Here is a 13,677-nt window from a genome sequence, read left to right as displayed (position 1 = left end):
TGGTCGCCAGATGATAGGAGAAATGCTTGAACCTTGTCATGCAGGCGCATCCGTCGCCTGCAGTCGGTTGCACAGCTGCCGCAGGCCATCGAAGTCAAACAGGCGCGCCATCAATGCCATGTTGTCGACGTCGGCCCGCGGGGCATCGGGATTGTCGGCGAGCTCGTCGGCCAGCTGGAACAGGTTCGCGACGTCGCCCATGTCGATCGCCTCACGGATACGCAGCGCGGTCTCCTGCGCCAGCACCACCGGCCAGTGCGGTCGTGCGGTTACGGGTACGTCGCGTTGTTCGCCGCGCGGTTCGAAACGCAGACCCAGCAGAGAACCGATCACGTCGAGCAGCTGTCGATCGCTGAACGGGATGCCGAGGAACGCATCGAATCCGAGCTGGTGCGCCATGCTGGCGGCGCCGGGAAACACCTGGGCGCTTATCGCCAGTACCTTGGGCTCACCGAAGGCCGCCTGCCGTCGAAGATCGGTGATTGCGGCATCGCCTGGCAGCCGCACATCCATCACGATCAGGTCGAATGCCTCGTCGGACAGGCGCTGCACCGCCTGCTCGCGGGTATCCAGCGATTCCACGCGGCAACCGGCGTAGCGCAGCAGTGTCGCCAGCATGTTGCGGTTCTCGGTAACCGGGTCGACCACCAGCACGGCGCAGGATTGTCCGGCGGTCAGCTGCAGGCGTGCCGGACGATTGTCGTGTCGGCGCGCGTCCAGGCCGCCGGGAAGTTGTTCGGTCGGCTGTAGCGGGATGCGGAAACTGAATCGGCTGCCGGCACCGGGTGCGCTCAGCACCTGCATCGGTTGTCCGCCCAGCAACGCAATCAGCCGCTGGTTGATCGCCAGGCCGAGACCGGTGCCGTCGATCGCCTGGCCGGCACGCGCCTGGTGAAAGGCGTCGAAGATCGCGTCGATCTTGTCCGACGGAATGCCCACGCCGGTATCGGCGACCTCGAACTGCAGCAGGTCTTCACCGACCGCCTGAACCGCCAGGGTCACGGCTCCCCGGGTCGTGAACTTGACCGCGTTGCCGAGCAGGTTGAGCAGGATCTGCTTGAGTTTAACGGGATCCGTCAGGATCGCCGTCGGCAGGTCGGTCGCGATCTCCAGGTGCAGGGCGAGTCCTTTGGTGCGGGCCCGTTGCGCGACGATGGTCCGCACGTCTTCCAGCAACTGCAGCAGGTCGGTCGGCTGGATGTCGACGCGCATCTGACCGGCCTCGATCTTGGTCAGGTCGAGGATGTCGTTGATCAACGTCAGCAGATGTTGACCACAGCGCTCGATCGCCTCGAGGCTTTCTCGCTGGCTGCTGTTGGCCGGGGTGTCGCGCCGCAGAATCTGTGCGTATCCGAGCACGCCGTGCAGCGGCGTGCGCAGTTCATGACTCATATTCGACAGAAACTCGGATTTCGCGCGGCTTGCCTGCTGGGCCTGTTCGCTCGCCAGGCGCAGCGCCTCCTGGGTCTTGCGCGTCGCCTTTATCTGCCGCATCAGGCGGGTATTGCTCTGTTGGAGATCGGCAGTGCGCGCGGCCACACGCTGTTCAAGCACCTGCTGGGCGTTGCGCAGCTGCTGCTCGCGGTCCCGGATATGCACGCCCATGCGGCGGATCGCCTGTGCGAGACCGCCGAGTTCGTCGTTCGAGGCGACATCCGGTGCGACGGCAAAGTCGCCCTGCGCGATCTGGCGGACGCTGGCGTCCAGCGTCGCCAGCGGGCGCGTGATCTGCCCGGTCGCAACGCCGACGATCACGACGATTGCCAGCAGCGCCAGCAGCAAGCCCAGCGCGAACAGGGTGGCCTCGGTGCGTGCGCGCTGCAAAGCGATTTCGGTCGGCGTAAGCGCAGTGACGCGCCACGGCATGTCCGGCAACTCCGAATTGACGACCCAGTAGGCCACGCCGTCATCGGTACCGCGTACCGTCGCCACGGCACCATCGGCAAGCGGGACGCCGGCCCCGGTTGCGATCCTGGGCAGCGGTGGCGCACCCTGGTCGGGTTCCAGCAGATGGCCATCCGTGTCACTTACGAAAAGGCGCACCGCCGGGCTACGCAGCCGCTCGATCTCGCGGTACAGGTCCGCCGTGTCCAGTTCCACCCAGGATTCGCCGACGCGTTGGCCCTGGTAGTGGATCGCGCGGATGAACTTCAGCGTCGACCCGTTGGTGTGCCAGCCCGGGGGGCGCGATTCGATCTCGTCGGCGGGTATTGCGCGGCCGGCCGGTGCGCCGCGCCGCATGTAGGCGCCACCGGCCGGGGAGTACTGTGCGATGCCGGCCGCCTTTGCGATCGGGGTGCGACGCAATCCGTCGATCAGATGCGCATAACGCAGCGCCTGCGGCTGGTCGGGTTCGGCGATCACGATGTCGCCCAGACTCTCGGCCAACGCCGGCACCTGCGACAGCACCAGTGCCAGGCGGGATGCCTGGTGGCGCGCATGCTCGGAGAGCATATGGCGGGCGTCGTCGCTGACGTAGGCCCGCACGTGGCTGACACCCAGCCAAAACAACAGTGCGAACACCGCCGTCACGGGCAGGAGCGTGGACAGGATGAGCTTGTTGCGGATGCTGCGGCGCGGAATCGTCATCTTGAGGTCGCCCGGTCGCGGGTGCCGACGCGTACTCGTTCGGCGGTCGAGACTGATATTAACGCAAGGCAAAAAAAACCCCCGGGGGATGCGGGGGCTTGAGTTTCCGCACAGACGGAATTCGCGATTATTCTTACTCGGAGAACCTCAGGAAAACATCTGATTCCAGCGCACCGCTTTAGGCGTGATGCCTCTGGTCGTTGTCGCTTCCTTTGCCAAGACCGATCAGCTTGGGCAGCGACAAAACCGAGAACGCGCCGGAAAAAATCACCATGCCAACGATCACCAACGGGGGGACGTTGATGCCCAGTACCGGGCCAGCGATCGCCAGCAGCATGGCGGATAACCAAGCCACCAGGCCGGCCACACTCAACAGAGTTCCGGCGCGGTCATCCGGTTGGTTGGCGCCCGACGGTGAGTATGTAGTGTGCATCTTGTCCACCTTGCTGAATCCTTCGTTTGAGCGCTCAGCGCTGTATTGGCGACATATAAGCAGCAACTGTCGTGCCAGGGAAAATAAATGCTGTGAAAACAGGTTATTAAAGCATTTTCTAATGCACTTTTAAGGCCTGCACGCGGATTGTCGGCGCGAAATATCGCCACGTGCGTGATTCGTCGCGAAATATCGCGTCAGTGTTGATGCCGGCCCCGCGGCCCCCGGATAACGACTGGTGCCGGGTCGTATGCGTGGTCGCTCCGCGGGCCGCCGCCAGCGTGCTCAGGTCCGGTGCGCTGGCGCCGCTTGTCCGCGTGGCCGTCGGGAGGTGGACGGGGCTTCATGAGGATGCGGCGGTCGACGGAGATAGCGTTTAGAATCCGCGGGTCAATGTTGTGTGGGTAGAGGATGACGGAGAAATCTGAGTCGATCGCCATCTCTGATCTGATGGCGCTGAGCGGCGTCGGATTCGGCACCAGCGGGGCGCGGGGTCTGGCGGATGCCATGACGGATCGTGTCTGTTACCTGTACACCGTAGGTTTCCTGCAATACCTCGAAAAGGCCGGCGCCATTCATCCCGGTGACGCCGTCGCGCTGGCGGGCGATCACAGGCCAAGTACGCCGCGAATACTGCTGGCTGCCGCGCGGGCGATTGGCGATCTGGGATACCAGCCGTTGCATTGCGGGAATATCCCGAGCCCGGCAGTGGCGCACTATGCGCTCGGTGAACGCATCGCCAGCATGATGGTGACCGGCAGTCATATCCCCGACGACCGCAATGGGATCAAGTTCAACACGCCATACGGCGAGGTGCTCAAGTCCGATGAGGCCGGCATCCGCGATCAGATCGTTGCGGTGCCGCTCAGCCTGTTCGACGACAAGGGATGCTTCATAGTCCCGGCCGAACCATTGCCGGTAGACGGCACCGCTTATCGTCGCTACGTGGCGCGTTACCTCGACCTGTTTCCCGCCCAGGCATTGGCCGGCATGCGGGTCCTGGTCTACGAGCATTCGAGTGTGGCGGCACGCGCACTCACCGAGATCTTCGGCGGTCTCGGCGCGGATGTCGTGCGCCGTGGTTATTCCGAAGCCTTCGTCCCGGTCGATACCGAGGCGGTGCGCGCCGAGGATATCGCGCTTGCCAGGGAATGGGCGGCCGCGGAGCGCTTCGACCTGCTGGTGTCGACCGATGGTGACGGCGACCGTCCCCTGGTGGCGGATGAGACCGGCACCTGGCTGCGCGGTGACATCGCCGGTATCTTCACCGCGCATTTCCTCGACGCCGATGCGGTGGTGACGCCCGTGAGCAGCAACAGCGCGCTCGAGGCATCGGGCTGGTTCGGCCGTACCCTGCGTACCCGCATCGGTTCGCCGTACGTGATCGAGGGGATGATGCAGGCGGCCGAAGAGGGCGCGCGGCGGGTCGTCGGTTATGAGGCCAATGGTGGATTCCTGACGATGACACCCTTGGACATCGACGGCCGAACGCTGGGCGCGCTGCCGACCCGTGATGCAGTGATCGTCGCGCTGGCCGTGCCGCTGTTGGCGCGTCGCAACGGTGTTCCGGTCTCGCAGCTCGCGCAGCTGTTGCCCGCGCGCTTCACCGCCAGTGAACGTCTCAAGAATTTTCCCACCGAACTCAGCACGCGGCGCATCGCCGAACTGGCCGCCGCCCCCGAGGCGATCGAACGGCAGTTTCCGGATCAGGGCCCGGTGAGGCGCATCGACCTGACCGATGGACTGCGTGTGACGTTCGCCAATGACGAGATCGTCCATCTGCGGCCTTCGGGTAACGCCCCGGAGTTGCGCTGTTATTGCGAGGCGGAGAGCAGCGGCCGCGCACAGCGCCTCAATGCAGAGTGCCTCGACATTCTCGAGGCCTGGCGCGAGTAATCCCCATGCGGTTCATTTCAACCCCGGCCTTCGGTTGATACGGCGAACAGGAGCAGCGATGCAGGACTACCGAGAGAAACGCAACTACCCGCGCATGACGATCGATTGCCCGGCCCGGTTCCAGTTGGTCGATGGCCAGGGTGGCGGGGCGATCGTTAAGAATCTAAGCGGTGGCGGACTGTTGATGTGGGTCGATGGCGATGTTGCCGAGGATTCGGTGATCAAGCTGGAGATCAAGCCGGTCAGCGACATCACGCCGCCGATGATCGCCGAGGTGCGTGTATTGCGGTGCACGCCGGTCGGGGAGAACGAGGGGAGTTTCGCGGTGGCCTGCCAGATCAACCGGATCCTCGGGTGAGCGATGTGCTGGACGAGGTTGTCGCCGAGATCTCGGCGGCGCCTCATTCGGCGGCGTCATTGACGCTGTACGCACTCGTGTCGACCATGGAATTCGAACAGGCGGGGTATCTGTTCAAGCTCGGCAAGCTGCGCGACCTGTCCGCCCCGCAACGCCAGCTTGCCTATCGACTGATGGAACTGATGGTACAGGGCGCCAACCGGGGAGAACGCTGGACGCACGCCAAACAGCAGATGGACGGGTTGGTGCGCAACGGCTGAGGGGCGGGGCCATCGAGCTGCCGCACGGCGGCCCTCCGGCTTTAGCGGACCGCGGGATTCCGGGTCACGCCGTCGGGCATGACGAAGTCACGAGGTGCCTGGTATTCCAGTACCTCGCGTGCCCGGTCATCGATCAGCACCGTCAGCCCGGATTGCGGGTAAAACCAGGTGACCGCGTTCTCGTTTTCCTGTCGCCAGGCGCTGGGCTCGCCGAATCGTTCGCGAAAGAAGTCGGCATCCAGACCGCGCGTGGACGGTATGTAGGTGATCGCCGTCAGGCGGCGCCCGGCATGCTTCGCCGCGGAGTCGTCGACGCTGTATTTCCAGTCGCCGCTGGGCGAACCTTCGCGTTTCCTGCTGGCGTCGCGCAATCCGCGCAATTCGTCGTCCGATGCGGCGAGACCGACGACGACCTTTGCATTCAACGGACCCAATCGCACATTGCCGAAAAACGCTTCGAGTGCCAGCGGACCCGCCGCCGGTTCGAACAGTGCCATCGCCTCGACCGGACCGAATTTCGCGATCGCTTCGGCGAGCGTCGCGGTGCCGAGCTGCAGATCAAATACCCGGCTGGAACCGTCCGGATTCCCGGTCACCTGCCAGGGCAGGTCGGTGCGCGGCCGGACCAGGTCCGGATCGGGGGGGGGTGCAAAGCCGAGAAAGGCGACCAGCAGCAGCGCGACTACCGCGAGAATACCAAGCGGCATCCTCATGCGGTGCCCTGCAGTCCGACGAAGACCTGTGCAGGCCGACCCAGCGTGACCACCTGCATCAATCGGGGTTGCCGTGATAGAGATCGGGTTGCAGACGAGGAGGCATCTGCAGATGAAAGCCCTGGTCGCGCAGGTTGTGCATCACCTGGTCGACATCTTCACGTGCCAGGCGGCGTTTCGCGCTGAGTTCCAGCTCGATCACCAGGATCGGGTCACCAAAGCGTTCGAGTAGCGCCGACGGTACCCTGTCGAAGCCGTTTTCTTCGGCAAGGTAGAGGTACATTTCCTGCTTGCGCGGGCTGCGATAAACCCAGCACGGCAGACTGCTGTCGGTCATGTTCAAATACCTTGGATGGATCGCTCGATTCTACACTCAGGGCAGCGGTCGCGTGGTCGCAATCTTGAGGTGCCCGGCCTGCGTCGAGGGCATCCGCCCGCCGGTCGATGCAAACTCGAGCGTCGCGGCGGCATCCTGTCGTCGAGCGGTGATATGGAGGTGAGTCATGCCTGTCGGGTACGCCTTGAGGGTGGTGGCGGTGAGCGCATGCTGTGCGGTGCTGTTCGCCTGCGCCAGTAAGGTTCCGCAGCCGCTCCGCGAATCGCTGCCCGAGGCGCCTTCGCCGCGTGCGGTGCAGACCGAGCCGCAGCTCTATCTGAGCCACGAGGTGCGTTGGGGTGGTGAGATTCTCGGCCTCCGGAACAATCGCGAGACCACCGAGATCGAGGTCTACGCGCGGCCGTTGTACCGGGATGGCGAACCGCGGCCGGAGGGAGGCGAAAGCGTGCGGTTCATCGCCCGCATCGGACAGTTCCTCGATCCCGCCGAGTTCTCGCCGGGCAAGCGTCTCACCGTGCGAGGCCGGCTGGTACCGGCGGTTACCCGGCCCGTCGGTGAATATCCCTATCTGTTTCCGGTAGTGGCTGTCGACGTCTATAACCTGTGGCCCGAGTATCGCCCCCCCGCAGAGCCGGTCTGGCTGCACGATCCCTATTACGATCCCTGGTGGCCGTGGAGTCCCTGGCGCCCATGGCGGCCCTACGATCGTCCTCCATACTGGTGGTGAGCATGTCACGCGACGGCTTGTTCGGCCTTTTGGTACTGATGCTTCTCGCGGGGTGTGCGTCCTCACCGCGTGATCCCGACAGCGGACCGACCCCGCGGCAGGTCATCGCCGACGGTGACGCGCGTGGCGACGTACATTGGGGCGGGATCGTGGTGGCGATACACAACCTCCGTGACCGCACCCGGATCCAGGTACTGGCACTGCCGCTCGATCGCCGCGGGCGCCCGCGCCCGACCGCGGCCTCGCAGGGACGTTTCTTGATCGACCAGCCGGGCTTCCTGGAGCCCTACGAATACAGCAGGCGACTGATCGAGGTGCGCGGGCGACTCGATGGCTTTGACGAGGAAACTGTCGGTGAGACGGCGGTTCGGTTGCCGGTGTTGCGCGAGGCGGAGCTGAAGGTCTGGCCGCAGGCCGCCGAATGGTCAACGCCCGACTCGCCCCGCATCCAGTTCGGTATCGGTATCAACAATCAGGGCGGCGGTGTCGGGGTGGGCATCGGCTTCTGATCAGGTCTTGCGCGCCACGGACAGTTCGCGACCTTCGATGTGCGCCAACAACGTCATGATGGCCTTGAGCCGGATCGTCAGGCGCGAGCCAGGGTCGATCTGCGGCCCCTTTGGCCGTACGCGTGCGGCGACGTTTTCGCAGCGCGCCGGGAATCTGGACTTTGCGGCCCGAAGCGCGGCGCCGCTCGTTCCCGGTCGCATCGACATCGCCCGCCGGCGCGAGCTGTTCGCGCAGTCCCCCGGGGCACAGCGACAGGTTGCGTTGCAGCTGGATCGACAGCGTGTCTTGTGAGCAGCGTTGCGACCGGTGTTTCGCGGTCTCGTGGTCGTAGGTCCCGCGCCGATCCCGAAGGAAGGTCACAGGCGGGTCCGCAGCAGCGCGGCGATTTCGTCGTCCGTCAGCACCAGGGGATTCGTCTGCATGCTCCCGCCGCGGCAGTGTTCGACGATCCGCGGTATGTCGGCTTCGCGCACGCCGTAGGCGCCGAGACGTGCCAGGTCGAGGCGCCGGGTCCAGTCGTCGAGGAGTTCGATCAGCCCGTCTTGGGCGGCCGATTCGCTGTTGAACAGGCGACCGCAGAGCAGCACCCCGGCTTCTGCGTACTTCTGCAGCGCCGCGCTGTCCGGCGCCCGCGCGCGTAGCGCCAGGATGTTGGTTCGGGTCGCCGCGGCGACCAGCGTGCCGCACACCACGCCGTGCGGGATCGGGAAGAAGGCACCGAGTGGCGATGCGAGGCCGTGTACCGACCCCAGGCCGGATTGCGCGAGGGTGATTCCGGAACACAGTGATGCGTAGGCAAGGCGTTCGAACCCGTGTTCGGCATGCGGATCGTCGGGTGTCCATGCCGACCAGAAACCGTCGCGAAACGCCTGCATCCCGGAGGCGGCCAGTGCGTCGGTAAAAGGACTGGCACGCAGTGAGACATACGATTCGAGCAGCTGCGTGAACGCGTCCATGCCGTTCGCGGCGATCAGGTCCTTGGGGCAGCTCTCCAGCAGTGCGGGGTCGACGATCGCGACTGCGGCGACCAGTCGGTTGTCACGGAAGGATTTCTTGAAACCGTCGTGTCCACGCCGCGACAACACGGCGTTCTTGGTCGCCTCGCTGCCGGTACCGGCCGTGGTCGGGACCGCGATGAACGGCACGGCCGGTCCGGGGTACGGGATGCCGCGCCCGACGCCTTCGAGGTGGTCGAGGACGCTGGTACCGGTGCGCAGCAGCCCGGCGATAGCCTTGGCCGCGTCCAATACGCTGCCACCGCCAACCCCGGCCACGACATCGATCTGGTCGTCACGATGCCTTTGCACCGCTTGGTCGACCGTCTCGGGCGAGGGCTCATCGTCGACCGTGACGTGGCTCCAGCGCAGACCGGCGCCTTCGAAGCCGGCAAGCAGGCGGGGCCAGTATGCGGTTGCCTGCAGCGAGCGCTTGCCGGTGACCAGCAGCACCCGCTGTCCGAAGCCACTCAAAACGGCGGGCAGTTCATCGAGGGTGCCCCTACCGAACCGGATCTCCGGCAGGCGTGCGACCTGGAAGGCGGCGTAGGGGTTCAAGCGGTTTCCACGGCGCGGACGTTTGACATGGCCGCATTATCACCGATCGCGCACGGCGATGCCTGACGGACCTCCCGCGGCGGCGCGCGCCGGCGGGCCTGGCGGATCAGCGCGAGATGACGGCGGCGTCCTGCTCGGAGGCCCCCTGGCTGGCCGGCGGCGGGGCGTTGAGGCGGATGCGCAACGCCAGGTTGTTGCGGGAGTCGGCGTGGCTGAGCGCCTCGTCGAGGGTAATAGCCCCTTCCACGTACAGTTCGTACAGCGACTGGTCAAAAGTGACCATGCCATGTTCCTTGCCCTGCTCCATCGCTTCCTTGAGGTCGTGGATCTTGCCTTTCTGGATCAGCTCGGCGGTGTAGGCGGACTGGATCAGCATCTCGACCGCCGCACGACGGTTGCCATCCGTGGAACTGATCAGCCGCTGCGACACGACGGCACGCAGGTTCATCGACAGGTCGTTGAGGATCTGCTTGTGCGCGCTGTCGGGAAAGAAATTGATGATCCGGTCGAGCGCCTGGTTCGCATTGTTCGCGTGCAGCGTGGTCAGGCACAGATGTCCGGTCTCCGCGTAGGAGATCGCATGCTGCATGGTCGCGGCATCGCGTACCTCGCCGATCATGATGACGTCGGGGGCCTCGCGCAGTGCGTTCTTCAGGGCGCTCTCGTAGCTCATCGAGTCGAGCCCGATCTCGCGCTGGTTCACCACCGATTTCTTGTGGCGGTGCAGAAATTCGATGGGATCCTCGATCGAAAGGATGTGACCGGTGACGTTGGCATTGCGATAGTCGATCATCGACGCCAGCGTCGTGGACTTGCCGGAGCCGGTCGAGCCGACGACCAGAATCAGGCCGCGTTTGGCCATGATCAGTTTCTTCAGGGTCTGCGGCAGGTGGAGTTCTTCGATACTCGGTATCTGTCCTTTGATGAAGCGCAATACCATGGCCGTATCGCCGCGCTGGCGGAACACGTTGACGCGGAATCGACCCAGGCCCTGGACCGAGATCGCCAGGTTGCATTCCATGGTCCGCTCGAACTCGCGGATCTGCTCGTCGTTGAGAATCGAGTACGCTAGTCTGGACACCTCGCCGGGTGCGAGCTTCTTGTCGCCTATCGCCATCGTCTGCCCGCTGATTTTCACGTGCGGGGCGGCGCCGGTGCTGAAGTACAGGTCCGAGCCGTTGCGCTGTACCATCAGGCGGAGATAGGGGGTGAGTTCCATAGCGGGTCCCTGAATATTCGCAATCGACTGTTTCATTCGGCTGCATGGCCGAAAAGTTGAGGAGAATCGTCGTGCCGGAGCTGAGGCTCGCCGGGATTTATCGATATCCGGTCAAATCGCTTTCCGGGCAGTCCGCGTCCGTCCTGCCCGTCGATCAGCGTGGTCTGCAGTTCGACCGGCAGTGGATGCTGGTCGATGCTGAAGGACGTTTTCTGACGCAGCGCCAGCGACCGCGGATGGCGCTGATCCGGACGCATGTCGATACCGACGGCCGGCTATTGCTGCAGGCGCCCGCGATGCCCGATCTGGCGGTTTCAGGTCCGGAGGACGACCGGATCACGGTCAGTGTCTGGTCGGACAGCGTCGCGGCGGCACCGTCTGCGCCGGCGGTCGATGCGTGGTTCAGCGCCTTCCTGGATACACCATGCCGCCTGGTGCGGATGCCCGACAGCGTGCGCAGACCCGTCGATCCGGCCTACGCGCGACCAGGCGACCAGGTCGGTTTCGCCGACGGTTTTCCGTTTCTGTTGATCTCGCAGGCTTCATTGGACGATCTCAACAAGCGGCTCGAAGCGCCGGTGTCGATCCTGCGCTTTCGCCCGAATCTGTTGGTCGAGGGGTGCGCGGCGTTTGCCGAGGACGCCTGGCGTCGCATTCGCATCGGCGGATTGACATTCCGCGTCGCCAAACCCTGTTCACGGTGCACCATCCCGAACGTCGATCTGGACACCGGTGAACGTGGGCGCGAACCTATGCAGACTCTGACGGGTTACCGTCGGCGCGATGGGAAGGTGTATTTTGGGCAGAATCTCATTCACGACGGGACCGGCGAGATCGCCGTCGGCATGCCGGTAGAGCTGCTCGAATGACGGAGCAAGGTGCCGATCAGGCGATCGCGAGTACCCGCCGATGGCTGGAGCGCATCGTCATCGGTCTGTCCCTGTGTCCCTTTGCGGCAGCCCCATTCAACAAGAACCGCATCCTCTACGTGGTGGACGACGCCGATACGCTGGACGCCATCTACGAGGCGTTTCTGGAGACCCTGTACACGCTGTTTACCAGCGACCCGCAGGACAATGAGACCGCGTTGTTGATTCTCACCCGGGGATTGACGGCGTTCGACGATTATCTGGAGGCGCTGGGGCTGGTTGAGGATGCGATCACCGAGGCCGGGCTGGACGGTATGGTGCAGGTCGCGAGTTTTCACCCCGAATACCGGTTTGCCGATGCACCCGCCGACGACCCGGCCAACTACACCAACCGTTCGCCTTACCCGATGTTTCACCTGATACGCGAGGACGGACTGACCGCCGCGCTGGAGTCGCTGCCACACCCGGAACGCATTCCACAGGAGAATATCGAACGCCTGCGTGCGCTGGGTACCGCCCGTATCAAGGCGCTGTTGGAAGGCGACTGATTACCCGACCGTCGCGCGGTCTAACTGCGCAGCGTGATGTTCAACTCCATGTTCACCCGCCCGTCCGGTTCGAGCACGGCGAAGCGTTGGTGGTCGGGACTGACCACGACGGTGACCGGTGGCTCGAACAGCGGTTGGCGCACGAACGCCAGCTGCCATCCGAAATTTTCGACGTTACGTAGTCCAAGTGCCTGTTCTTGCGTCAGCAGAGACTTGATGTTCGCCGGTATCGGCGGACGGTGACCCCGGCGTTCGCTTCGCGCGGCGACATCTGACCCTTGCAACATCTTTTTGCCTCCTGGTTGTGATTCTTTCGATCGATGCTTCCTTGAAGTTCCATCCTAGCCGCAGATTCGCCGCTTGGAAACGCGAACTGCAAACTCAGGAAAACGGTTCACCAGGTGTGGCGTGGCGCGCCTTGAGCTAGTCTGCACCCGATCGTGTGACCGCGGGATGCCGCAAGGGATGTCCTTTTGCAGAACGAACTTCTGTTTGTGTTCGTCGCCGTTTTCGCGGCCTTCGTTCACGGGGCGTTCGGTTTTGGCTTCCCGACGCTGGCCACGCCGCTGCTGGCGTTCGGCTTCGACCTGCGAACCGCGGTGCTGTTGACCCTGGTTCCGACCGTGTCCATCAACCTGGTCAGCATCCTCGCCGAGCGTCACTGGCGCGCTGCGCTGCGAGACTATTGGCCGATCCCGGCATTTACCATCGTCGGCAGCTTCCTTGGGACTCAGCTTTTGCTCAGCGTCGATCCCGAGCCGTTTCGATTTCTGCTTGCCGCGGTGCTGATTGCCTACCTGGTCAGCGACCACCTGCACCGCCCCGAGCGCGTGTTCCGGGTACCGAAATGGGGTATGGCGTTGTTCGGTCTGACGCTCGGCCTGCTGGCCGGGGTGGTCAACATCTTTTCGCCGCTGGTGATCGCCTATGCGCTGTACACGCGGATTCCGGTGGCGATGATGGTGGCGACATTCAATCTCACCTTCATCACCAGCAAATCGGGGCAGATCATCGGGTTCATCACTCAGAACGCGTTCGATCTCGAGGTGGTTGGGGTCGCGGTACTGGCGCTGCCGGTGATCCTGATCGCCCTCTGGGTGGGTATCCGCATGCGCAAGCGGATCGAGGTCGAGACCTATCAGGGCATGCTGCGCGGCGCGCTCTGGGTGATTTCGATCGGGATCCTTGTCGATGCCGGGCGTCGCGTGCTGGTTTCGTGAGGCCGGCCCAAGGTGGGTGTGCGGGGTCGCTCAGTCGTCGACGGTGCCGCGCAGGCGCTTGATGCGGCCGCGGCGCGTCTTGCTGTCCATGCGCCGCTGCTGCGAGGCACGTGTCGGTTGGGTGGCTTTGCGCGACGGCGATGTGCGGCAGGCGGCAACGATCAGTTCGCGCAGGCGGCCGATGGCATCCGTGCGGTTTTTCTCCTGGGTACGAAAGCGCTGTGCCTTGATCACCAGGACGCCGTCATTGGATATGCGCTGATCACGGCTGTGCAGCAGGCGCTGTTTGATCGCATCGGGCAGCGATGAGGCGCCGATGTCGAAGCGCAGATGCCAGGCTGTCGCCACTTTGTTGACATTCTGCCCGCCGGCGCCCTGGGCGCGGATCGGCAGCCATTCCAGCTCCTCGTCGCGCAACGTGATGTTGGGAGTAATGCGCAGCATG

The 13,677-nt window shown here is 64.3% G+C and carries 17 protein-coding genes; 8 read left to right on the top strand and 9 right to left on the bottom strand.

Annotated elements, in window-relative coordinates; translation table 11 throughout:
* Positions 1-36: 36 nt before the first annotated feature.
* The gene (locus H6955_14200; protein MCP5314706.1) at positions 37-2,589 is read right to left on the bottom strand and encodes a response regulator; all 2,553 of its coding nucleotides are present in this window, start codon (positions 2,587-2,589) and stop codon (positions 37-39) included.
* Between the two features lie 178 nt (positions 2,590-2,767).
* Positions 2,768-3,031 (bottom strand): hypothetical protein, encoded by a 264-nt coding sequence (locus tag H6955_14195; GenBank protein MCP5314705.1) that lies wholly within the window; start codon positions 3,029-3,031, stop codon positions 2,768-2,770.
* A 423-nt stretch (positions 3,032-3,454) separates the two neighbouring features.
* Between H6955_14195 and H6955_14190 the strand changes: the two genes are divergently transcribed.
* The 3 genes from H6955_14190 to H6955_14180 are packed head-to-tail and all read left to right on the top strand — an operon-like array spanning position 3,455 to position 5,536.
* Positions 3,455-4,918, top strand: a complete 1,464-nt coding sequence (locus H6955_14190; GenBank protein MCP5314704.1) for a phosphomannomutase — start codon at positions 3,455-3,457, stop codon at positions 4,916-4,918.
* Positions 4,919-4,976: 58 nt separating this feature from the next.
* Positions 4,977-5,276: a PilZ domain-containing protein gene (locus H6955_14185; protein ID MCP5314703.1), complete on the top strand. Its 300-nt coding sequence runs from the start codon at positions 4,977-4,979 to the stop codon at positions 5,274-5,276.
* Positions 5,273-5,536, top strand: coding sequence for a hypothetical protein (locus H6955_14180; GenBank protein MCP5314702.1), 264 nt, complete (start codon positions 5,273-5,275; stop codon positions 5,534-5,536). The genes H6955_14185 and H6955_14180 overlap by 4 nt, the downstream gene beginning before the upstream one ends.
* A gap of 41 nt (positions 5,537-5,577) precedes the next feature.
* Here H6955_14180 and H6955_14175 read toward each other — a convergent pair whose 3' ends face one another.
* Together H6955_14175 and H6955_14170 are read right to left on the bottom strand one after the other, a co-directional pair.
* Positions 5,578-6,249 (bottom strand): hypothetical protein, encoded by a 672-nt coding sequence (locus H6955_14175; protein MCP5314701.1) that lies wholly within the window; start codon positions 6,247-6,249, stop codon positions 5,578-5,580.
* A 58-nt stretch (positions 6,250-6,307) separates the two neighbouring features.
* The gene (locus tag H6955_14170; GenBank protein ID MCP5314700.1) at positions 6,308-6,586 is read right to left on the bottom strand and encodes a YcgL domain-containing protein; all 279 of its coding nucleotides are present in this window, start codon (positions 6,584-6,586) and stop codon (positions 6,308-6,310) included.
* A 166-nt stretch (positions 6,587-6,752) separates the two neighbouring features.
* On the opposite strand from H6955_14170, the gene H6955_14165 reads away from it, so the two are divergent.
* Both H6955_14165 and H6955_14160 read left to right on the top strand, forming a co-directional pair.
* Positions 6,753-7,313: a Slp family lipoprotein gene (locus tag H6955_14165; protein ID MCP5314699.1), complete on the top strand. Its 561-nt coding sequence runs from the start codon at positions 6,753-6,755 to the stop codon at positions 7,311-7,313.
* Positions 7,314-7,315: 2 nt separating this feature from the next.
* The gene (locus H6955_14160; GenBank protein MCP5314698.1) at positions 7,316-7,822 is read left to right on the top strand and encodes a Slp family lipoprotein; all 507 of its coding nucleotides are present in this window, start codon (positions 7,316-7,318) and stop codon (positions 7,820-7,822) included.
* Here the strand turns inward: H6955_14160 and H6955_14155 are convergent, their stop codons facing one another.
* The 3 genes from H6955_14155 to H6955_14145 form a co-directional block, all read right to left on the bottom strand.
* On the bottom strand, positions 7,823-8,023 hold the full coding sequence (locus H6955_14155; GenBank protein MCP5314697.1) for a hypothetical protein: 201 nt from the start codon (positions 8,021-8,023) through the stop codon (positions 7,823-7,825).
* Between the two features lie 156 nt (positions 8,024-8,179).
* Positions 8,180-9,376, bottom strand: a complete 1,197-nt coding sequence (locus H6955_14150; GenBank protein MCP5314696.1) for an iron-containing alcohol dehydrogenase — start codon at positions 9,374-9,376, stop codon at positions 8,180-8,182.
* Between the two features lie 106 nt (positions 9,377-9,482).
* On the bottom strand, positions 9,483-10,595 hold the full coding sequence (locus H6955_14145) for a PilT/PilU family type 4a pilus ATPase (GenBank protein MCP5314695.1): 1,113 nt from the start codon (positions 10,593-10,595) through the stop codon (positions 9,483-9,485).
* Positions 10,596-10,675: 80 nt separating this feature from the next.
* On the opposite strand from H6955_14145, the gene H6955_14140 reads away from it, so the two are divergent.
* Together H6955_14140 and H6955_14135 are read left to right on the top strand one after the other, a co-directional pair.
* Entirely contained in the window at positions 10,676-11,464 is a 789-nt protein-coding gene (locus H6955_14140) for an MOSC domain-containing protein (protein ID MCP5314694.1), read from the top strand.
* Entirely contained in the window at positions 11,461-12,012 is a 552-nt protein-coding gene (locus H6955_14135) for a DUF1415 domain-containing protein (protein MCP5314693.1), read from the top strand. The genes H6955_14140 and H6955_14135 overlap by 4 nt, the downstream gene beginning before the upstream one ends.
* Positions 12,013-12,032: 20 nt before the next feature.
* Here the strand turns inward: H6955_14135 and H6955_14130 are convergent, their stop codons facing one another.
* Positions 12,033-12,299, bottom strand: coding sequence for a hypothetical protein (locus H6955_14130; GenBank protein MCP5314692.1), 267 nt, complete (start codon positions 12,297-12,299; stop codon positions 12,033-12,035).
* Between the two features lie 186 nt (positions 12,300-12,485).
* Between H6955_14130 and H6955_14125 the strand changes: the two genes are divergently transcribed.
* Entirely contained in the window at positions 12,486-13,232 is a 747-nt protein-coding gene (locus tag H6955_14125; GenBank protein MCP5314691.1) for a sulfite exporter TauE/SafE family protein, read from the top strand.
* A 30-nt stretch (positions 13,233-13,262) separates the two neighbouring features.
* Here the strand turns inward: H6955_14125 and arfB are convergent, their stop codons facing one another.
* Positions 13,263-13,676, bottom strand: a complete 414-nt coding sequence (arfB, locus tag H6955_14120; protein MCP5314690.1) for an aminoacyl-tRNA hydrolase — start codon at positions 13,674-13,676, stop codon at positions 13,263-13,265.
* Position 13,677 lies beyond the last annotated feature (1 nt).

The organism is Chromatiaceae bacterium (assembly GCA_024235395.1).
In the GTDB taxonomy this organism is placed as follows: domain Bacteria; phylum Pseudomonadota; class Gammaproteobacteria; order Chromatiales; family Chromatiaceae; genus Thiosocius.
The sequence above is the reverse complement of the archived record's forward strand: the minus strand, read 5'-3'. Positions and strand labels throughout refer to the sequence as shown.